The organism is Neptunomonas sp. XY-337, assembly GCF_004959845.1.
Classification (GTDB): domain Bacteria; phylum Pseudomonadota; class Gammaproteobacteria; order Pseudomonadales; family Balneatricaceae; genus Neptunomonas; species Neptunomonas marina.
This window is the reverse complement of the sequence record NZ_SPLL01000007.1, coordinates 51661-72621: the sequence shown is the minus strand read 5'-3', so window position 1 is coordinate 72621 and position 20961 is coordinate 51661. Positions and strand designations below refer to the sequence as shown.

21 protein-coding genes and 1 tRNA gene are annotated in these 20961 nt (G+C 52.0%); 16 read left to right on the top strand and 6 right to left on the bottom strand.

Going from position 1 to position 20961, the window contains the following annotated elements; genetic code table 11:
- The first annotated feature begins 65 nt into the window (after window positions 1-65).
- The 6 genes from livH to E4L36_RS15155 all read left to right on the top strand — a co-directional run bounded on the left by livH (window position 66) and on the right by E4L36_RS15155 (window position 5536).
- Entirely contained in the window at window positions 66-992 is a 927-nt protein-coding gene (gene livH, locus E4L36_RS15180) for a high-affinity branched-chain amino acid ABC transporter permease LivH (protein WP_136681309.1), read from the top strand.
- On the top strand, window positions 992-2251 hold the full coding sequence (locus tag E4L36_RS15175; protein ID WP_136681308.1) for a high-affinity branched-chain amino acid ABC transporter permease LivM: 1260 nt from the start codon (window positions 992-994) through the stop codon (window positions 2249-2251). The genes livH and E4L36_RS15175 overlap by 1 nt, the downstream gene beginning before the upstream one ends.
- Window positions 2248-3015, top strand: coding sequence for a high-affinity branched-chain amino acid ABC transporter ATP-binding protein LivG (gene livG / locus E4L36_RS15170; protein ID WP_127694773.1), 768 nt, complete (start codon window positions 2248-2250; stop codon window positions 3013-3015). Before E4L36_RS15175 ends, livG begins: the two co-directional genes overlap by 4 nt.
- Before the next feature lies 1 nt (window position 3016).
- Window positions 3017-3718 carry an ABC transporter ATP-binding protein gene (locus E4L36_RS15165; RefSeq protein ID WP_136681307.1) on the top strand — a complete coding sequence of 234 codons (702 nt, stop codon included), beginning with the start codon at window positions 3017-3019 and terminating at the stop codon, window positions 3716-3718.
- Between the two features lie 165 nt (window positions 3719-3883).
- Complete coding sequence (locus tag E4L36_RS15160) at window positions 3884-5053, top strand: PilT/PilU family type 4a pilus ATPase (RefSeq protein ID WP_136681306.1); 1170 nt, start codon at window positions 3884-3886, stop codon at window positions 5051-5053.
- 75 nt (window positions 5054-5128) lie between these two features.
- The gene (locus E4L36_RS15155; RefSeq protein WP_127694770.1) at window positions 5129-5536 is read left to right on the top strand and encodes an SMI1/KNR4 family protein; all 408 of its coding nucleotides are present in this window, start codon (window positions 5129-5131) and stop codon (window positions 5534-5536) included.
- A 4-nt stretch (window positions 5537-5540) separates the two neighbouring features.
- Here the strand turns inward: E4L36_RS15155 and E4L36_RS15150 are convergent, their stop codons facing one another.
- Window positions 5541-6425, bottom strand: coding sequence for a hypothetical protein (locus E4L36_RS15150; protein ID WP_136681305.1), 885 nt, complete (start codon window positions 6423-6425; stop codon window positions 5541-5543).
- A gap of 260 nt (window positions 6426-6685) precedes the next feature.
- Here E4L36_RS15150 and E4L36_RS15145 point away from each other — a divergent pair, with 260 nt between their 5' ends.
- The 6 genes from E4L36_RS15145 to E4L36_RS15120 all read left to right on the top strand — a co-directional run bounded on the left by E4L36_RS15145 (window position 6686) and on the right by E4L36_RS15120 (window position 12818).
- Window positions 6686-8308: a CoA-transferase gene (locus tag E4L36_RS15145; RefSeq protein WP_136681304.1), complete on the top strand. Its 1623-nt coding sequence runs from the start codon at window positions 6686-6688 to the stop codon at window positions 8306-8308.
- 21 nt (window positions 8309-8329) lie between these two features.
- The gene (locus E4L36_RS15140) at window positions 8330-8815 is read left to right on the top strand and encodes a histidine phosphatase family protein (RefSeq protein ID WP_136681303.1); all 486 of its coding nucleotides are present in this window, start codon (window positions 8330-8332) and stop codon (window positions 8813-8815) included.
- A gap of 65 nt (window positions 8816-8880) precedes the next feature.
- On the top strand, window positions 8881-9837 hold the full coding sequence (locus E4L36_RS15135) for an AEC family transporter (RefSeq protein WP_136681302.1): 957 nt from the start codon (window positions 8881-8883) through the stop codon (window positions 9835-9837).
- A 46-nt stretch (window positions 9838-9883) separates the two neighbouring features.
- Window positions 9884-10471, top strand: a complete 588-nt coding sequence (locus E4L36_RS15130) for a hypothetical protein (protein ID WP_136681301.1) — start codon at window positions 9884-9886, stop codon at window positions 10469-10471.
- 74 nt (window positions 10472-10545) lie between these two features.
- A complete protein-coding gene (locus E4L36_RS15125; protein WP_136681300.1) occupies window positions 10546-11748 on the top strand; it encodes a lyase family protein in 1203 nt (400 codons plus the stop codon).
- Window positions 11749-11798: 50 nt separating this feature from the next.
- Window positions 11799-12818 carry a type I asparaginase gene (locus E4L36_RS15120; protein WP_136681299.1) on the top strand — a complete coding sequence of 340 codons (1020 nt, stop codon included), beginning with the start codon at window positions 11799-11801 and terminating at the stop codon, window positions 12816-12818.
- Here E4L36_RS15120 and E4L36_RS15115 read toward each other — a convergent pair.
- From E4L36_RS15115 to hemA, 5 genes are read right to left on the bottom strand one after another with little or no spacing between them, the layout of a single operon-like run.
- Window positions 12815-13246, bottom strand: a complete 432-nt coding sequence (locus E4L36_RS15115) for a CoA-binding protein (RefSeq protein WP_136681298.1) — start codon at window positions 13244-13246, stop codon at window positions 12815-12817. The two genes, E4L36_RS15120 and E4L36_RS15115, sit on opposite strands and share 4 nt — an antisense overlap.
- A 3-nt stretch (window positions 13247-13249) precedes the next feature.
- Window positions 13250-14002, bottom strand: coding sequence for a molybdopterin-synthase adenylyltransferase MoeB (locus tag E4L36_RS15110; RefSeq protein WP_136681297.1), 753 nt, complete (start codon window positions 14000-14002; stop codon window positions 13250-13252).
- Window positions 13996-14835, bottom strand: coding sequence for a peptide chain release factor N(5)-glutamine methyltransferase (gene prmC, locus E4L36_RS15105; RefSeq protein ID WP_136681296.1), 840 nt, complete (start codon window positions 14833-14835; stop codon window positions 13996-13998). Before prmC ends, E4L36_RS15110 begins: the two co-directional genes overlap by 7 nt.
- Window positions 14836-14843: 8 nt before the next feature.
- Window positions 14844-15926 carry a peptide chain release factor 1 gene (prfA, locus tag E4L36_RS15100; RefSeq protein ID WP_127694759.1) on the bottom strand — a complete coding sequence of 361 codons (1083 nt, stop codon included), beginning with the start codon at window positions 15924-15926 and terminating at the stop codon, window positions 14844-14846.
- Between the two features lie 3 nt (window positions 15927-15929).
- A complete protein-coding gene (gene hemA / locus E4L36_RS15095; RefSeq protein ID WP_136681295.1) occupies window positions 15930-17192 on the bottom strand; it encodes a glutamyl-tRNA reductase in 1263 nt (420 codons plus the stop codon).
- Between the two features lie 195 nt (window positions 17193-17387).
- Here hemA and E4L36_RS15090 point away from each other — a divergent pair, with 195 nt between their 5' ends.
- The 4 genes from E4L36_RS15090 (at window position 17388) to E4L36_RS15075 (ending at window position 20887) form a co-directional block, all read left to right on the top strand.
- Complete coding sequence (locus E4L36_RS15090) at window positions 17388-19094, top strand: tetratricopeptide repeat protein (protein WP_136681294.1); 1707 nt, start codon at window positions 17388-17390, stop codon at window positions 19092-19094.
- Window positions 19091-19705, top strand: a complete 615-nt coding sequence (gene lolB, locus E4L36_RS15085; RefSeq protein ID WP_136681293.1) for a lipoprotein insertase outer membrane protein LolB — start codon at window positions 19091-19093, stop codon at window positions 19703-19705. Before E4L36_RS15090 ends, lolB begins: the two co-directional genes overlap by 4 nt.
- 97 nt (window positions 19706-19802) lie before the next feature.
- Window positions 19803-19877 (top strand) — tRNA-Gln (locus tag E4L36_RS15080).
- Between the two features lie 77 nt (window positions 19878-19954).
- Window positions 19955-20887, top strand: coding sequence for a ribose-phosphate pyrophosphokinase (locus E4L36_RS15075; protein WP_276606074.1), 933 nt, complete (start codon window positions 19955-19957; stop codon window positions 20885-20887).
- Window positions 20888-20961 lie beyond the last annotated feature (74 nt).

Sequence of the window (20961 nt, the reverse complement as noted above, 5' to 3'; positions counted from 1 at the left end):
AAACACAAGAACACCTTGATATCGCGATCCGGTATCAAGGTGTTCTGCTATCCGGGTCCCGAAACATGACCGAAACTTTTCTTTATTTAATTCAGCAGCTTATCAACGGGCTGACGATCGGGTCCACATACGCGTTGATCGCAATAGGCTATACAATGGTCTACGGCATCATCGGTATGATCAACTTCGCACACGGAGAGATCTACATGATCGGCTCTTACATTACGTTTATCGTAATTGCCGGTCTGCTAGGTATGGGCATGGTAAGCCTACCGATCATTCTGATCATCGCACTGATTGTGGCTGTTATCATTGCCAGCACGTATGGCTGGACGGTTGAGCGCGTTGCTTATCGCCCTCTGCGCGGCACAAACCGCCTTATCCCACTGATCTCTGCGATCGGTATGTCTATTTTCCTACAAAACTATGTCGTTCTGGCTCAAGGCTCACGTGACGTTGCGCTACCACCACAGATTTCAGGTGGCTGGACGTTTGGTGATCCTAGTGTGTTTGAGGTGTCTTTCTCTTACATGCAGGCACTTATCTGGGTTGCGACTTTTGTGGCGATGACAGCACTGACGCTCTTCATCTCCCGCTCGCGGATGGGCCGCGCTTGCCGTGCATGCTCTGAAGATTTAGGCATGACCAACTTACTGGGTATTGATACCAACCGTACCATCGCATTGACCTTTATTATCGGTGCTGCCTTGGCCGCGGTTGCAGGTCTGCTGCTGGGTCTTTACTACGGTGTGGTGAATCCGTTTGTTGGCTTTATCGCCGGTTTGAAAGCTTTCACCGCTGCTGTACTGGGTGGTATCGGTTCGATTCCTGGTGCCGTGCTAGGTGGCTTGATTCTGGGTGTAACCGAAGCATTAACCTCCGCATATTTCCCATCTGAGTATAAAGATGTCGTCTCGTTTGGCTTGCTGGTACTTATCCTGCTGTTCCGCCCTTCGGGTCTACTAGGTAAGCCTGAGGTGGAGAAAGTCTGATGCAAAATAGTAAGTTTTTAAGCGCGATTTTTGCCGCGGGTGTCACCTTTGTTTTAGCGTGTCTCATGTTGGGTGTGAAGCTCAATACAGAGGGAACGACGCTACAAGTGGAAGGCGCCTCTGCTGAGCAGTGGACGTGGATTGGTTTAGGCATAGCGGTGGTATTTTTATCACAGCTTTTCTCTGCACAGATTGATGCCTTCTTCTCAGGCTTGCCCAAGCCACAGCTAGCTAAAGTGCTACCTGAAGCAAGCGTCATGGCGCGCCTGAAGCCTTGGCTACTTGCCGCGTTGATCGTTGGCATGTTGGTTTGGCCATTCATGGTTTCCCGAGGTTCCGTAGACCTAGCCACTCTCACCCTGATCTACATTATGTTGGGCTTAGGCCTGAACATTGTGGTCGGGTTAGCCGGTCTACTTGATTTAGGCTTCGTTGCTTTCTACGCCGTCGGTGCGTACACCTATGCATTGCTGTCGATGTACTTCGGCCTGTCCTTCTGGATCTGCTTACCATTAGCAGCGGCACTTGCTGCCCTATTTGGCTTCATACTAGGCTTCCCCGTTCTGCGTCTACGTGGTGATTACCTTGCCATCGTAACGCTAGGCTTTGGTGAGATTATCCGTATCTTGCTAAATAACTGGACAGCAGTGACTGGTGGCCCGAACGGTATCTCTGGCATCGCGAAACCAACCCTGTTTGGTCTTGAGTTTACCCGCCGTGCGAAAGAGGAAGGCGCAATGACCTTCCATGAGTTCTTTGGCATCAGCTACTCAAGCTCTTACAAAGTGATCTTCCTATACCTCATCGCAGTTGTGCTGGTGATCTTCGTGGTCTATCTGATCAACCGCCTGATGCGCATGCCCATTGGCCGCGCTTGGGAGGCACTACGGGAAGATGAGATCGCTTGTCGCTCGCTTGGCCTTAACCGTACAGCGATCAAACTCTCTGCGTTCACCATTGGTGCATCTACAGCAGGCTTTGCAGGTTCGTTCTTCGCTGCGCGCCAAGGCTTTATCAGCCCAGAGTCCTTTATCTTCATTGAGTCAGCAATCATTCTAGCGATTGTGGTTCTAGGCGGTATGGGGTCGCAAATTGGGGTTATCTTGGCAGCGATTGTCATGACGATTCTGCCGGAACTGGCTCGTGAGTTCTCCGAGTACCGAATGCTACTGTTCGGATTGTTGATGGTCATAATGATGCGCTGGCGCCCTGAAGGCCTCGTACCCATGAAACGTCCTCACTTGGAGCTGAAGCAATGAGCCAACTGTTACTTGATGTAAACGGCCTGACCATGCGCTTCGGCGGTTTGGTTGCGGTCAACAAGGTGAACCTTGCGGTAAAAAACCGCCAGATCGTATCGATCATTGGCCCTAACGGTGCCGGTAAAACGACCGTTTTTAACTGTTTGTCTGGATTCTATATCCCGTCTGAAGGCAGCGTTATGTTTAACGGTGGCGAGATTGCGGGCATGAAGGATTTCCAGATTTCGCGCCAAGGCTTGGTACGTACGTTCCAGCACGTGCGCCTTTTCTCGAAGATGACCGTGATCGAAAACATGCTGGTTGCCCAGCACCGCCACCTCAACACCAGCCTGCTGGCAGGTCTGTTCAAAACAGGTAGCTACAAGCGCCTCGAACAGGAAGCCATGGACCGTGCCGCATACTGGCTAAAACAGGTGGACCTGTTGGAGTTTGCTAACCGCGAAGCGGGCAACCTGGCCTATGGTCAGCAGCGCCGTCTTGAGATCGCGCGTTGTATGGTGACTCAGCCTGAGTTACTGCTGCTAGATGAACCAGCAGCAGGCCTTAACCCGAACGAGACCAAAGAGCTGGATGAGCTCATCATTCGCTTGCGCGACGAGCACGAAATTTCAGTGCTACTGATCGAGCACGATATGGGCTTGGTTATGGGTATTTCAGATCATATCTACGTTATTGCGCAAGGTACGCCGCTTGCCGATGGTACCGCCGATGAGATCAAGAATAACGATGACGTTATCAAAGCCTACTTGGGAGAAGAGTAAGATGCTGAGTATCAAAAACATCAACACTCACTACGGCCCAATTCAGGCGTTGCATGATGTCTCCGTTGAGGTCAAACAAGGTGAGATCGTTACCCTGATCGGTGCCAACGGTGCAGGTAAAACCACGCTGATGATGTCCATCTGTGGTGACCCGCAGGCCACCTCAGGCACTATCCATTTTGATGGTGAAGAGATTACCGGCCAGCAAACCTCGAGCATCATGCAGAAAGGTCTTGCGATCGTCCCCGAAGGGCGTCGTGTCTTTAGCGGTATGACCGTTGAAGAGAACCTTTTCATGGGTGCATACCACCGTGATCGCCGCGAAGCGGAGATGACAGCCGAGCACGTCTTAGCACTGTTCCCGCGTTTGCGCGAACGGTATAGCCAACGTGCCGGTACCATGTCGGGTGGTGAGCAGCAGATGCTAGCCATTGGCCGCGCAATGATGTCGAAGCCACGTATGATCTTGCTAGACGAACCCTCTCTGGGTCTGGCGCCTATCATTATTCAACAGATCTTCGATATCATCGAAAAGCTCCGTGAAGAGGGCGTTACGATCTTCCTCGTAGAGCAAAATGCAAACCAAGCATTGCGGATCGCTGACCGCGGTTACGTGCTGGAAAATGGCCGCGTTATCATGGAAGACACCGGTGCTGCGCTACTGGTGAATGAAGATGTTCGTAAAGCTTATTTAGGCGGTTAATCTACCGTTTTCTAAAAGCCGCTTTTCAGCGGCTTTTTTTATGCCCGCATGCCACTCCCCTCACCTTCATATATTGTCCAATGTAACTGAATGCAGACATAAAAAAGCCGATCTATGTGCTACATTGAAACATCCGTTTGATGATAACCAGTGGATGTTCTTCGTATGAAAAAGGAGTTCTACGACTACCTCAAGGTACTCGCAGCCAACGATGGTTCTGACCTGTACCTCTCGACCAATGCCCCACCATGCGGCAAGTTTCAGGGCACGCTCAAACCCCTCAACAAAAAGCGCTTTGCGCCGGGAGAAATTGAGCAGATCGCCATGGCGGTCATGGACAAAGAGCAGCAGGAGGAGTTTGCACACGAGCTTGAAATGAACCTTGCGATCTCAGTAGAGGGCGCGGGCCGTTTCCGTTTGAATATATTTCGCCAACGTAATGATGTCTCGATTGTAGCGCGGAATATCAAAACCGAAATCCCGCAGATGCAGGATCTTGGTCTGCCTGAAGTGCTGAAAGATGTCATTATGTCCAAGCGTGGCCTCGTGTTGTTTGTGGGCGGCACAGGCTCCGGCAAATCAACATCGTTGGCCGCTCTGATCGATCATCGTAACAGCAACTCAGGTGGGCATATCATCACGATTGAAGACCCTATCGAGTTTGTCCACAACCACAAAAAGTCGATCATCAACCAACGCGAGGTGGGCGTTGATACACGCAGCTTCCACAACGCTCTCAAGAACACTTTGCGCCAAGCGCCTGATGTTATTCTGATTGGTGAGATTCGCGATCGAGAAACCATGGAGCATTGCTTGGCGTTTGCCGAAACCGGCCACCTAGCGATCTCGACACTGCATGCAAACAACGCCAACCAAGCCTTTGACCGCATTATCAACTTCTTCCCAGAAGAGAAGCGCAACCAGCTGTTAACTGATCTCTCGCTCAATGTGCGGGCTATTATATCGCAACGTTTGATCCCAACCGTGGATGGTAAGCGCTGCGCTGCCATCGAAATTCTCCTAGGCACATCGACCATCAAAGATCTGATTTTGCGTGGTGACATCGATGGTATCAAAGAGATTATGGAGAAATCCGAAGCGCTTGGCATGCAAACGTTCGACTCCGCTCTGTTTAAACTCGTAGTTGAAGGGCGAATCAGTGAAGAGGAAGCGCTGAAGAACGCAGACTCCGCCAATAACCTGAGATTGCGCTTGAAGTTGCGTAATGAGGTACCAAGCGAGGCAGAAAGTAGCGGTGGCTTCTCATTGGAGGATATTGTCGAAGAGGAGGAGACCGAAGAGGAGGAAGATTCCGGTATTGCCCACCGCCTCTGACGTCAAAGTACGCAAAGATTGTGTCTTGCCTGCGCTTTGGCTACATTACGCGGCAAGATACAACGAGGTGCCTCCATGAACGATATTATCGACCAATTACATGAGCTAAACGAAGACCGTTTCTCCAGCATGGAGTTACCAGACGAGGACTTACTGGTCGAGCTTGAGGAGGAGATGCTACTGCCTATCCCAGCCGACCTCAAAGAGTACCTTCTCTACGGTAGCGATGTTGTATTTGGCTCACTCAGCCCTGTCACAGCAAGCGACCCAAATGCACATACCCACCTACCGGAGGTGACTGCCGTGGCTTGGTCTCGGGGCTTACCACGCGACTTGATGCCGATCTGTGAAGACTTAGAGGGTGGCTACTATGTGATCGCATCACAGGGCGCTATCTGCCACTGGCACAGCTCAGGCGAACTAGAAGAGACCAAATGGGAGACGCTTTGGGAGTGGATAGCAGAGGTGTGGATCAACAGCTGATCCACTAGAGAGTAATACCGCGCTGGCGTAATTCAGCCACTAAAATGCTTTCAAGCGAAGCCAGTTGCCCCTCTTTCAGTTCCAACACGTGCAGATCGAGTGCTTTGAGGCGCTCGATCTTTTCACATTTCCAGCGCACATAACGCGCCTCATGCTCAGAATGCCAGCACTCGATCATAAGCCCCGCAGCTGGTAGATAGAAATCTGGCCGTAGCGACGCAGCATCACTTAGCGCCCGCCGATAACTGAAAACAACGCCAGCAAGGTAGAGCCAGTTTGCGGCCACTAGTTCCAACCGCGAGCAAACAACACGCCCATCTAAGGTGTGATAGTGCGCTGGGAACATCGTCATCATCTCGGCATCAAGACTATCATCCGCAAACCCTAACGCACCGGCTAAATCACCACTGACGCCCTTAACAGCGGCTACCACGGCAGGATAGCTCATCACCTCCTCGGGCCACAATGCATAGGGAACATCGCGTACACTTTTACGCTGGGCAGCGCCTTGAGCGATACCTCGGGCCGTGACTCGCCAACCCTTTCCATCACGTATAAGCCACCCTAGCTCAGCGAAAATCAAATTGATTGTCCGAGGTGAGAGCCCCAACTGCTGCGCGACGGTGGTGGCTGTCACCTTCTTGCCGCTATAGTCGGGTAATGCAACATTCCCCGCTATTTTAAGCGCCTCAGGCCAAACAATATAAGCACCAAATTTACGGCTCTGACGAACCTCTCCTTGCTGCTCACGCCCCTGTGAGGTCAACTCCCACTGCTCACCTAAGCGTACAATCCAACCGAGCAGCTCGAGCTCTTTAAAAAGTTCGGTTGTGGGTACCCCAAGGCGCTTTGCTAAGGCAGATGTCGAAATTTTATCGCTGAAAGTCATATCAAGCTGAACACAGAAGCCGCTGTAAAAATAAAATATTACCCCTAATATGCCCATAAGGGTAACCTGTGAGCAAGCAGAACAATGATGATATAACCAACCCGCGGAATCGACCGACTCAGTTCCGCTAAAGCCATATTTAAGTGCCTGTTTTGTGCAACATTTTCGCTGCTACCACTTACCAAGGCAGCAGGAACTTAGTAAGTTAACCTCCCTAGAGTTGTTACTCGACCGACGATTTAGCTGATGCAGGAGGCACCATGAACCCACGCGTAATCACCGCCAATGAAGCAGCCGAACTTATTCATGATGGCGCAACTATTGCGACAGCGGGGTTTATTGGCATCGGGTTTGCCGAGGCCCTCGCCAAAGCTCTCGAAAAGCGCTTTCTTAAAACCGGAACACCCACTGACCTCAGCTTGGTTTATGCAGCGGGCCAAGGCGATGCTGAACTGCGTGGTCTCAACCATTTTGGCCACGAAAAGCTGATTCGCCGTGTCATCGGTGGGCATTGGGGGCTGGCCCCCTCTCTCGGTGAACTCGCGTTGCAGAATAAGATAGAGGCTTACAACCTGCCTCAGGGCGTGATTTGCCATCTGTTTCGCGATATCGCTGCCGGTAAGCCCGGCACCATCACCCATGTTGGCTTGAACACCTTTGTTGATCCGGACGTTGACGGCGGCAGAGTGAACAGCTGTTCAACCGATGCGATAGTCGAGAAAATTTCGCTTAACGGCACTCCTTACCTGTTCTATAAAGCCTTCCCTATCGATATCGCATTTTTACGCGGCACAACGGCGGATAGCCACGGCAATATCTCGATGGAGCATGAGGCTCTTCCCCTGGAGGCTCTCGCTATTGCTCAAGCGGTACGCAACAGCGGCGGTAAAGTGATTGTGCAGGTAGAGCGGGTCACTGAACGCCACCAGCTCACCCCAGACCGAATCCGCATCCCCGGCATTTTAGTGGATCATGTGGTTGTGGCGGACCGACAAGATCACCCACAAACCTTCGCCGAGCAGTACAATCCCGCCTACTCTGGCGAGATCAATATCAACAGCGAACACAGCCATGTCCCATTATCGACACGCAAGGTGATCGCACGCCGTGCACTCATGGAGTTGGGTAAAGATACGGTGGTTAACTTAGGCATCGGTATGCCAGAGCTCATCTCCATGATTGCAGCCGAGGAGAAGCGGCTAAATGACTTCACACTGACCGTCGAACCCGGCGGTATTGGCGGGCAACCTGCGGGCGGGCTAAGCTTTGGTGCTGTTGCCAATGCCGATGCGATTATCGATCAACCCTCCCAGTTTGATTTCTACGACGGTGGCGGCCTGCATCAAGCTTTTTTGGGTATGGCGGAGGTTGATAGCCGTGGCTGCGTCAATGTCAGCCGCTTCGGTCGGCATTTAGCCGGCTGTGGGGGATTTATTAACATCTCGCAGAATACGCCAAACCTCTATTTTTTGGGCAACTTCACCTCGTCAGGCCAAGAGATAGAGATCCATGATAATCGCCTTGAGATAAAACAAAACGGCAAGATCACCAAGTTCCGCAACCAGGTTGAGCAAATCACCTTTAACGGCCAGTTTGCGCTAGAAAAAGGGCAAAATGTCCTATTTATCACCGAGCGAGCTGTCTTCAAGCTGACACCTCAGGGCGTTAAATTAATTGAAATCGCACCGGGTGTGGATATTCAGAAAGATATCCTCGACCTTATGGAGTTTAAGCCCATCATTGAGGAGTACCGCACCATGGACCCTCGCCTTTTCAACGAAGGCCCGATGCATGTCCAGCACGTCGGCAGTATGCCCATGAGCCACATGCGAGACACCTGGAAACGCATGATGGATGCAAGCGATAATAGCGACCTTGCTTAATCTGCAGCACAAAGGAACACCATGCGTTTACTCACTCTTGTTCGCCACGCTAAGTCGAGCTGGAAAGACCCTGATTTAACCGATTACGAGCGGCCATTAAATAAGCGAGGCCGACGCGATTTGCCACATGCTGCACAGCGCTGCAAAGAACAGCTGCCGCCGCCAGATATTATTATTGCCAGCGGCGCGGTCCGTACGTGGACCACAGCAACCGCGATACACCAACATTTCGACCTAGCCGTACCGCTGATAAAAGACGATAGCCTCTATCTCGCCTCAGCCGAAGCGATGGCCGCGCTCCTTATGGGCCAGAGCGACCGCCATGTAATGCTGGTAGGACACAACCCAGGCCTTACAGAGCTGGTCTATGCACTCAGTGGTGAAACCATCGATAAATTTCCCACCAGCGCCATTTTGCATCTTCATCTAAATCTCGATGATTGGGCCGACCTACACTTGGACTGTGGCATAATTAGCCACTTCGATTACCCCAAGCTACACAAATAGCGCGCTTTTCCCCGAGCCATTAGCGCTGCGATTACGCAGGGAACGCCACGCAGTCAGGAGGCACTTTGAGCCAGCATCTGGAGACCTTTGCTTACACCGCAAATGTTGTCGCACCGATCTTCTTTATCGTCTTTCTAGGTTTTTTACTCAAGCGCACTCGCATTATTGATGATGCGTTTGTTGCAACAGCCTCGAAACTGGTTTTCGTGGTCACGTTGCCTGCACTCGTTTTTATGAGTATCAGCCGCACGAATTTCCATGCTGTCTTTAACCCACAGATGCTGAGCTACATTACGATCGCCACCTTGATGGTGGTGGCACTGATTAGTTGGCAAGCACAACGTTTGATACAACGGCCAGAGGACGTGGGCGTTTTTATTCAAGGCGCTTTTCGCGGCAACTATGGCATCGTCGGGCTCGCCGTGAGCTTGAATATTTATGGTGACGAAGGCCTAGCCAAAGCCTCTTTGATCTTGGCGTTGATTATTCCACTCTACAACAGCCTCTCTATTATCGCGCTCACACTGCCAATGAAGCAGCAAAACAACTTATCTGCCGCGAAGGTGGGCATAGAGATTCTTAAAAACCCCCTGATTATCGCCGTGTTACTCGCGCTTCCCTTCTCTTACTTCGGCTTTACGCTACCCAACGTGATCAACCGAACAGGGGATTATTTTGCCGATATAACACTGCCGCTGGCCCTGATGGCCGTTGGCGCATCTTTAAACTTAAAAAGCCTCAAACACACGTCATCTATGGCGTTTTGGGCCACAGCCACAAAGCTGGTATTGATCCCATTCGTGCTGACATGCGTAGCAGCATTACTTGGCTTTGCCGATCAAGATGTTGTGTTAATGTTCGTGTTATTCGGCACACCCACGGCTGCTGCAAGCTTTATTATGGCTAAAGCGATGGGCGGGAACGCAGAGCTTGCCGCCAACATCATCTTAACCACTACATTGGGATCTATTGTCAGCCTTGGCGCCGGCATATTTATTCTGAAAATGCTGCAATTTCTGTAGATATGCAGACGGTAAAGGGCCATGCCACCAACTGAAAGCGATAACGATGCTAAATCTATTTAAAGACCAGACCATTAAGAAGCTAAAGCGCGCTATTGAAGAGGGCGATACCCAAACCGTCAGCCAAACCTTCAAGAAGCTCAAGCAGGCGGAACAAGCAGCCCTTGCACCAGAGCTTCTTAGCCTGGCCATTACAGCGGCTCAACCCGCCGCTTTAGAAACCTTACTAAGCGCAGATATCAGCCCCAACACCACCACTGAGCATGGCACACCCTCGCTCCTTTTAGCGCTTGAGCAATCGGATAGCCTGCGCTTAATTACACCGCTACTACAAGCGGGAGCAAACACCCAAGGGCTAGATCTACCGCTACGCTGCCTTGAGGTATGTCGCGACGAAACACTCATGATGCATCTAAATCGGCTACAGCAACACGGGGTGGGTCTCGATGCCCACAGCGAAGCATTGTTTGCGCACGCAGCAGCTAAGAACAATGCCGAATTGATTAAGTTCTTGGTGCAATCTGAAGTCACTATGCCTTCAGAGTGGCCTGCGGGCACTCCCGAGACGATTATCGCGCTCGCGAAACGCTGTGAAGAGGATCAACGTATCCAAAAGCTGATGTTGCAACGGTAACTTACAAAAAGTCGCATCCGCGGTTATCTGTGCTTAAATGAATTGTATGCATAATAACAAATATACGGTCACGCATGAGTACACGAATAGAACACGACCGGCTGGGCGATGAACAGGTTCCCCAACACGCATGGTACGGTATTCAGACGCTACGCGCCTTGCGACATTTTCATGCAAGCCATGCACCTCTTAGCCAGTTTCCTGACCTTATCCACAGCTACTGCCTCATCAAAGAAACGGCTGCCGGCCTCAACTATCACGACGGCAAGCTCAGCCTGAGCAAGTACAAGGCACTGCTCAACGCCTGTAACCGTATTAAAGCCGGCGAGCTACACGACCAGTTCGTTGTGGATATCGTACATGGCGATGCGATCTCAGCAATCAACACCAACTGTAACGAGGTGATCACCAATCTAGCGCTCACAGAGATGGGATTAAAGCGCGGCCAATACTACGCGCTCAACCCCAACAAAGATTGCAACCGCGCCCAGTACCCAAGCGAGAACTATCAGCTTGCAACACGCATCTCCCTCATCAACGGCCAGCGTGCACTCATAACGGCACTCGAGAGCTTAATTGTACTCGCACAACACAAAGAGGGGCTCTTAAGCCGATGGCTGCAACAAGGCCCACAACAATTGGATCCCGGCGTGCTGGCGATAAGCTATCGCTTCGCTGAACACCGCAAAGACCTAAAAGGCTGCACCGAACAGGCTGACTTGCTTATTCAAGCACTCGGACGGTGCAACCCCGAGCAATGTGAGCTAACACGTCAATGCCTGCCCATACTAGCTAACTTGTCGAGCACCCCACTCAGCTACTCGCAAGAGGGTTCATCACTGATCTCGCTGCTCGCTGATCTTGCCACATTGCATACCCAGATCGCCCAGTTACTGCTGCACCTGTGTGAAGATATCGCACAGCTACATCGTTCAAGCAGCCTTGTCGCAGGCTCCAGCGATCCCTGGACCAACCATAACGCCCTGCAAACAGCCTTACGTGTTCTAGGCCAAGAGGCCACCGCTAGATTATGCCTATCTGGGCCAGCTCCGTTCGCAGTGATCGCTCCGATGCTGGCCTGCGACGCGCAGCTAACGACGCGGATGCTTGTAGCTGCTCTGTATAATGTTGGGCAACGCTGTATCAGGCCCATCAAACTGCACCTAACACTAGCGCCAACACCCCTTCACAAGACTACTGCTAGCGCACCGTCGATAAGCTATGATAGTGCGAGCCATGTTAAAAAGCAGGCCGATTCAAGCGCGTTAAGCGGCTGATTTACATACATTAAGCTCGATAATGCAGCTCAGTTAAGTGGTTTGGTAGTATGAACAACGACAAGATCCTTTTTATCTATACCGGCGGTACCATTGGTAGCTGGCCAACCCCTCAAGGCTATGTCCCCAAGCATGGCTTCGATGCGCTAATCGACCAACAATTAGGGGATGCCGCACACGAAGCGCTGGGCAACTATGACCTAGTCGAGCTAGATGAGCTCCTCGACAGTTCCAACATCCAGCCCAATGATTGGACGCGCCTCGCCGAGATGGTAGTACGCCGCTATGAAGATTACAGTGGCTTCGTTATCTTGCACGGCACCGATACGATGGCGTATAGCGCATCAGCGCTGTCGTTTATGCTACGCGGGCTAACAAAGCCTGTTATTTTGACCGGCGCTCAAATTCCACTCAGTCAGCCACGTACAGATGCGGTGCGTAACCTGCTTGATGCCGTTCACTATGCGCGCCATTCAGCATTACATGAAGTTGCCATCTGCTTTGGTGGGAGGCTGATTCGCGGCAACCGCGCCACTAAGGCACACACGTCCGCACTGCAAGCGTTTGACTCACCGAACTTCCCACTACTGAGCGAGGCAGGCATCCAACCTTTGCCTGTCAGCAGCAACCTGCCCGAGCAGCCATTGCGCTTTATGCTCCCCAGCAAACCAAGCCGCGTAGCCCAGCTCGCCCTTTACCCCGGCATTATCGATGAACAGATCGACGCGGTACTTAATAACCCGGATATCGCGGCTGTAGTACTGCAAACATTCGGCGCAGGTAATCCACCAGATCGCAACCAGCACCTGATGAACCGGCTAGCCGAGGCAAACCAACGGGGAGTGATTGTGGTGAATAGCACCCTGTGCCATGGCGGGCCTGTTGTACAAGGTACCTATGCAACCGGCGCACGCCTGAAAGCGCTAAATGTCATTTCCGGCCAAGATATGACGCTAGAAGCGGCGTTTTGTAAGCTGCACTATCTACTGGGCCGTAACTTACCGACCCAAGAGGTGCGCGAGTTGATGGGGCAATCTCTAGCAGGAGAGGTCACCCTTGCAGAGGACTAAACACGCTGCGCGGGTGTTGTAACACCCAGCAGTGGAATCTCAATTTTAGGGCAATGATCCATAACAACCGTTAACCCAGCGGCTTGCGCTCTCTGAGCGGCCGTTGGGTTTATCACCCCTAATTGCAGCCATACGGCACGGGCACCAACTGCGATAGCCTCATCAACGGCCTCGCCCGCCGCATCGGCATTGCGGAAAATATCGACCATATCGATCGGCTCGCTGATATCCGCTAGCGACGCCAATACCGGCTGCCCGAGAATTTCACCTCCCGCTTTCGCCGGATTAATTGGCCATACGGTGTAGCCCTGCTCAAGCAGGAACGCCATCACCCGATAGCTGGCGCGGTGAGGTTTATCACTCGCCCCTACTAAGGCAATCGTGTTTGCACGCTCTAATAGCTGTTTAATCGTATCCGCGTTGCTCATCACTTACTCCTGTATACCGCATACGGCACAGTTGGCATCTTTGCGTAGTTTCAAGGTGCGCCATGCGGTTTCCTTAGCATCAAAAATCAACAAGCGCCCGGTTAATGATTCGCCAACGTTCGCCAACACTTTGAGAGCTTCTAGTGCTTGTAGAGAGCCGATAATACCCACCACAGGTGCCAACACGCCGGAATCAGCACAGGTTAGATTTTCATCATCGCTCTCTTTGTAGAGGCAGTGGTAGCAGGGGCTATCGTCTTGTTGTGGCTGAAAGACAGCGACTTGACCTTCCATGCGGATCGCTGCACCCGAAACCAACGGTGTTTTGCTCGCCACACAAGCACGATTAATGGCATGACGCGTGGTGAAGTTATCCGTGCAGTCGAGCACCAAATCGGCCTCAGTCACAAGACCCAGCAGTTCAGCCTCATCACAACGTTTTGCGATCGGTGTAATGCGGGTATGCGGATTAAGCTCCGCCAATGCTTGCGCAGCCGACGCCACTTTCGGCGTGCCAATACGCGCCGTTGTGTGTAGCACCTGTCGCTGTAAGTTGGTTAGATCAACTTCATCATCATCAACCAGCACGAGCTCACCAACACCCGCTGCAGCAAGATACATGGCAACAGGTGAACCCAGGCCGCCTAAGCCAACAACCAACACCTTCGAAGCGCGCCAACGCTCTTGCCCAGCAATATCCACATCGGGCAACATGATTTGGCGGCTGTAGCGCAGTAGTTCGTCATCTGTCAGCATGGTTTACCTCTCCAACACCCTAAAGTCACACGGTCGTTACCCGCATAGTCGGGCCGCGTTGCTACTTGGTCATAACCTAATTGGGTCAACAACAGACGTACAGCTTCACCCTGATCATAACCATGTTCAAAGAGCAGCCATCCGCTATCTGTTAGGTACTCAGTTGCCGTTGTCGCAATGTGCGTAATATCAGCTAGACCAGCTGCCTCGGCTACCAATGCAGAACGCGGTTCAAAGCGCACATCACCTTCGTTAAGGTGTTTATCGAGCGGATCAATATAAGGGGGGTTGCTCACAATCAGCTCAAAGCGGCCATCCAGAGGCTCAAACCAGCTGCCTTGCAGAAACGCAACCTGATCCAGTCCACAGCGGCGGCCATTGCGCTGCGCCAAAGCGACGGCATCAGGCATCAGGTCGCATCCAACAACGTGCCAATCCGGCCGTTCGCTGGCCAACGCGAGTGCAATAGCGCCGGTACCGGTACCTAGATCTGCCACTCGAAACGTCCCGTTTGGTAAACAGTCGAGTGCTGTTTCAACTAACACCTCGGTGTCAGGACGCGGTATTAGCGTCACGGGCGAGACTTCAAGTTCCAACGTCCAAAAGGACTGAACGCCCAAAATATAAGCGATCGGTTCGCCTTTAAGGCGTCTAGCGACCAGCGCATTAAAAGCGCTGAGCTGCGTTTCAGTCAGTTGCTTATCAGGCCAAGTCAAAAAGTAACTGCGAGACTGACCAATCACATGCCCCAACAGCAGCTCTAGATCAAGGCGCGGAGAGTCACTTAAACCGCTCAGCGCCTCTGGCGGGGTTAACGCATCAGCAATGCGCATCGGATCCGTTACTCAGACAACGCACCAAGCTGCTCAGCTTGGTATTCGTGCATTAGAGGATCGATCACCTCAGAAAGCTTGCCTTCCATCACCTCTTCAAGCTTGTAGAGCGTCAAGTTGATGCGGTGATCGGTAACCCGCCCTTGCGGATAGTTGTAAGTGCGAATACGTTCTGAGCGGTCGCCACTACCGACAAGGCTCTTACGCGTGCTCGCTTGCTCAGCCGCCGCTTTCTCTAACTCAGCCGCTTGCAAACGTGAAGCTAACAGCGCCATCGCTTTCGCGCGGTTCTTGTGCTGTGAACGCTCCTCTTGGCACTCCACCACCACCCCAGTTGGGATATGTGTAATACGGATCGCCGAATCGGTTTTGTTAACGTGCTGACCACCTGCACCCGATGCACGGTAGGTATCGATACGCAGGTCTGCCTTGTTGATCTCAACCTCGGCGCTCTCATCCATCTCTGGCATCACCGCAACAGTGCACGCAGAGGTATGGATGCGGCCTTGAGATTCGGTTTCAGGAACACGTTGTACGCGGTGCGCACCCGATTCAAACTTCAAGCGCGAGTAAACAGCATCACCCACCACGCGGGCGATCACCTCTTTGTAGCCGCCGTGCTCGCCTTCGCTCGCACTGACAACTTCAATACGCCACCCCTGATTCTCCGCATACTTTGAGTACATACGGAACAGGTCACCCGAGAAGATAGCAGCCTCATCACCGCCCGTTCCGGCACGGATCTCGAGAAAGACGTTGGCGCCATCATTTGGATCTTTTGGCAACAAGTGGATTTGCAGCGCTTGCTCGAGCTCTTCGATCTGCGCCTGCGCACTGGCATGCTCATCTTTTGCCATTTCACGCATATCAGGATCGCTGTCCTGCATCATCAGCTGTGCTTCTTCAAGATCACCCTCAGCTTGCTGAAAGGCACTGTAAGATTGCACAACCGGCTCAAGCTCGGCGTACTCTTTGGAGTAATCACGGAATTTTTGCTGATCAGAAATGACATCAGCATCGCTCAGCAGAGCAGCAAGCTCTTCAAAGCGATCGGCTAGCTTTTCCAGCTTAGCGCGAATCGAATCTTTCATAATTTAATCGTCCGAATCAGACAGCTGGAAGAGCGTTGTGGCAGCGTCAATGAGCTCCACCTGCCCCTCGGCACTGGCTTTTCTTAATTGTATCGTCGGGTGGTGCAGGACTTTATTGGTCAGGCGACGCGCCATCTGCTCAAGCACGGCTTCAGGGTCTTTACCACTGCGCATCTGTTTAAGCGCTGCTTCTACTTCATCATCACGCAGCGTTTCGTAATGGCCGCGCAGTTTCGTGAGCGTAGAGACAGCACCGCGCGAGCGCAGCATGCCCATAAACTCATCAGCGCCACGCTGAATAATCTGCTCTGCCTCACGGGCAGCGGATTCACGGCTGCGCTGATTCTCTTCGATCACCTCGCGCAGGTCATCAACCGTATAGAGGTAAACATCATCGAGTTCAGACACTTGCGGTTCAATGTCGCGCGGCACCGCGATATCCACCATAAAGATCGGCTGATGGCGACGTTGTTTCAACGCCTCTTCGACGGCACCTTTACCCAAAATGGGTAACGGGCTTGCAGTGGAAGCGATCACGATATCGGCGTTCGGCAGCGCATCTGGAATATCACCCAACAGGATCGCTTGCGCATCAAACTCTTCAGCGACGCCCAATGCTCTGTCTAACGTGCGGTTAGCGACAGTCATTTGCTGTACGCCCGCATTGCGCAGGTGACGCGCAACGAGTTCAATCGTTTCACCAGCACCGATCAGCAGCGCACGGCTATCACGTAGATCAGAGAAGATGTGCTGCGCTAAGTTTACCGCTGCGTAGGCCACCGATACGGGGTTTTCACCGATCGCCGTTTCCGTGCGTACTTTTTTTGCCACAGAAAATGCTTGTTGAAACAACCTGCCGAGCTCTGCGCCCAGCACACTGTTTTCAAGCGAGACGGAATAAGCGGATTTCAGCTGTCCGAGAATTTGCGGCTCACCCAATACGAGAGAGTCGAGGCCACTGGCAACACGCATCATATGCTGCACAGCATGTTCATCAGCGTGAGCATAGATGTTTTGGTGTAACTCATCGGTGGGAATATCGTGGTAATCAGCAAGCCACTCCAACACCGTTTGTAGCTGTGGGCCATCGGAGGAGCAATACAGCTCCATCCGGTTACAGGTTGAAAGTATGGCAACCTCTTTGAGCTGCGCGCGAGCCTTCACCTCATCTAGCGCACTAGTGAGCTGGTCAGGACTAAACGCGACTTTCTCCCGTACTGCAACGGAAGCCGTCTTGTGATTGATGCCCAAAGCAAGGAGAGACATGAAACGAGACACTTCACCTGATAACAAATAAGCGCGTAATAATACACGCTTTTCAGCGCAAACGAAAAACCGCCAATAGTACTGATAAACTAATTTGAACCAATTCAGTCGCGGTTACACTAACTTTCCATAGTTTAGGCGGTGACAAGCCTGTCACGCCTCCTCTATATTGGTACCAAAGAGTCGTTTTCTAGGATGAAATCCATCGTGTTTAAAGTTTATATCCCACTGTTGATATCAGGTACGCTTCTCGCTGGCTGCAGTGGCCCGATGACGAGTCTAGTTCCCGCTGCACCTGAGCCGGAGCCTGTCGTATACAAAGAAGGGGAGCTAAACCGCGAAACCCTGTTCGATATCCTGACCGCAGAGATTGCTGGGCACCAAAAACGCTTCGATCTGGCACAAGAGAAATATTTAAAACAAGCAGAGCTGACAGGCGACCCAGCTGTCATAAGACGTGCAGTGCGCATCGCTCAGTACAACAAAGATCAGGTTGCACTCCAAAAAGCCGCTGATATTTGGATCAAGTACGAGCCTGACAACTTAGAGCCATTTGAGATCATGGCGAGCATCCTGCTTCACGAGCGCCAGTTTGAAGCCGCTCAGCCTTATATTCGCAAAGCTCTAACACGCCAAAGCCAACGTATATTACTGCTGATTAACGCCCAAGCCCCGCGCCTGCCAAGCGATACCGCGAAGGGGTACTTAAACGAGATCGGTGAGCTGTTGCGCGATAACCCTGAGCGGGCCGATCTTTGGATGACCAGTGGCCTGCTACAGCAAAAATTAGCCCGCAACGATGACGCCCTTGCCAGCTTTTCGAAAGCGATTCGTTACAACCCGAGTAACTACGACGCATACCTGCGCAAAGCCGATCTGCAGCGCGAAATGAAACGCTTTGATGAAGCACTCGTCACGCTCAAACCGGTCAAAAAACGAGCACCGCGTAACAAACAGGTGCTGCTCTCTGAGATGCAAGTGCTGTATGCAGCAGAGCGGAACAAAGAAGCGGCCGCGAAGGGAGCAAAGCTGATTGCTCAGTTCCCTGAAGATGATCAACTACAGCTTTACATCGCACTACTGGCTTTAGATCACGGCCAACTTGAACAGAGCGAGGAGCTGCTCAAAGCACTCCAGGCGCAGAAAGAGCGCTCTGACCTTAATTTCTATCTTGGCCTAATAGCTGAACAGCGCGACCAAAAAGAGACTGCGCTGGCGTACTACACCGCGACAGCCGAGGGCAACAATATTATGCAGGCATACGGTCGAGCCCTTGCCTTGCAAACCTCAATTCAACGACGTGATGATGTCGCCAACGCTATCAATAACGCCATTAAGCGTCATCCCGAATTGGCACCAGACCTTTACAATCTGCATGCTGATTGGCTGCGTACACGCGGCGACAAACAGGGCGCGATTAACGTACTCGATAAAGGCCTAAGTACTTACAGCCAAAACCCGACTCTCGTCTACGCGCGCGCTATGCTCAGGCCCCCTGAAGAGTTCTCAACGACCGAGAAAGAATTTCGCCTTGTGCTCGCACAGGATCCAGATAATGCATCGGCGTTAAATGCTTTGGGTTACACCCTAACCATCTACACAGAGCGTTACGACGAAGCCTTTGCGCTGCTTGACCGCGCTATCGTTTTGAAACCGGATGACCCGGCTGTGATCGACTCTTATGGCTGGATCCTCTACAAGCTGGGTCGCTACCAAGAAGCCCGCCAATATTTAGAAAAAGCATTCGGCATCTTAGAAGACCCAGAAGTGGGCGGGCATCTTGTCGTGGTGCTCATCGCGCTAGAAGAGCATGAGGCAGCACAACAACTCTATAACAAGTTACAAGCACAGTTCCCCGATAGTAGCCATCTAGAGGAAGCGAAGGAATTATTAGCATCATGAAACTTTCGCTTACACGAGTCATCGGCACCCTTTTAGTCGCCACCGTTTTTGCAGGATGTAGCTCGGCACCACCGCAAGTCACGGAGCCAAGTGTCAGCACTCCGCCACCGGGCTGGCAGCAGCAGTATGATCAGTTGTTAGCACTGGAGAGCTGGGCTTTACAGGGGAAAATAGGTATCCGCACAGCGGATGATAGTGCGTCTGCAGGCGTCAGTTGGAAACAGCAGCAAGACCGCTTCAATATCACACTCGCAGGCCCTTTTGGCCAAGGCGCGACCATCTCTGGTAGCCGCCGCGACGCAACGCTTGAAGTATCAGGCCAGCAGCCTATTTCGGCCGGCTCTCCTGAGGAGTTGCTGGCGTACCAGTTTGGCTGGGAGTTCCCCGTACAAGCAGCGCGTTACTGGGTAAAAGGAGCTCCCGCACCGGAGTCGAGCTACCAAGCTAAGTTTAATAGCCAAGGACTAGCGGAGTTAGACCAAAATGGCTGGCATATTCAATACCGCAACTATGTCGACAACGGCCAGTTAAAGCTTCCAACCAAAGTTGTTCTAACGCGGGATGAGCTAAAATTAACCCTTCTCGTGAGAAACTGGCAAAAAGGTCTCTGACACTGCGCCGCAATGGCGATTTTAACTTGACCAATTGACCACTTTTTAAGAGAATACGGGCCTCTTTTTTGGGAGATAGACCTTCCAGAGGATATACAGGGGTATAGCCAAGCGGTAAGGCAACGGGTTTTGATCCCGTCATGCGTTGGTTCGAATCCAGCTACCCCTGCCATATAATCAACGATGAACTCCCAGTCGAACATGAACCCCAATGCCGAACAATCCGAGAAGGTGCTCACCATGTCCAAAATGATGGTTTTCACTGGCAATGCGAACCCAGAGCTGGCTCTGAAAGTCGTCGAACGTCTTGATATTCCGATGGGTAAAGCCCATGTTGCTCGCTTTAGCGATGGCGAAGTGAGTATCGAAATTCAAGAAAACGTACGGGGCAAGGATGTTTTCATCATCCAGCCAACATGCGCACCTACTAACGACAACCTAATGGAGCTTATCGTTCTTGCAGACGCGCTGCGCCGAGCATCTGCTGCGCGTATCACCGCGGTTGTTCCTTACTTTGGCTATGCGCGCCAAGACCGCCGCCCACGTTCTGCACGTGTTGCGATCAGTGCCAAAGTGGTTGCAGATATGATGACTGCCGTTGGCGTCGACCGCGTACTGACCGTGGACCTGCACGCTGACCAAATTCAAGGCTTCTTCTCGGTGCCAGTAGACAACGTTTACGGCTCTCCTGTTCTTTTAGATGATATCGTCGATCAACAGTACGAGAACCCGATTGTTGTTTCTCCTGATGTTGGCGGTGTTGTACGTGCACGTGCTGTTGCAAAACAGCTAGACACTGACCTTGCGATCATCGATAAGCGCCGCGAACGCGCCAACGAATCACAAGTAATGAACATCATCGGTGATGTACAAGACCGTACTTGCTTGCTGGTTGATGACATGTGCGATACAGCTGGCACGCTTTGCAAAGCCGCTCAAGCGCTCAAAGATAGCGGCGCAGCTCGCGTTGTTGCATATGCAACGCACCCCGTACTTTCTGGCCCAGCGATCAATAACATTACATCGTCACAGCTTGATGAGCTGGTTGTTACGGATACGATTCCGCTATCACCACAAGCAAAAGAGTGCAGCAAAATTCGTCAGCTAACGCTGGCACCAATGCTGGCAGAAGCGGTCCGTCGCGTCTGCAATGAAGAATCTATCAGTGCGATGTTCCGTTAAGAACAACGCGCTGTAGCCTGCAAAGGCACATATCAGCTCAACTTTGTTGAGCTTTTTCAAAATACTGTAAAATC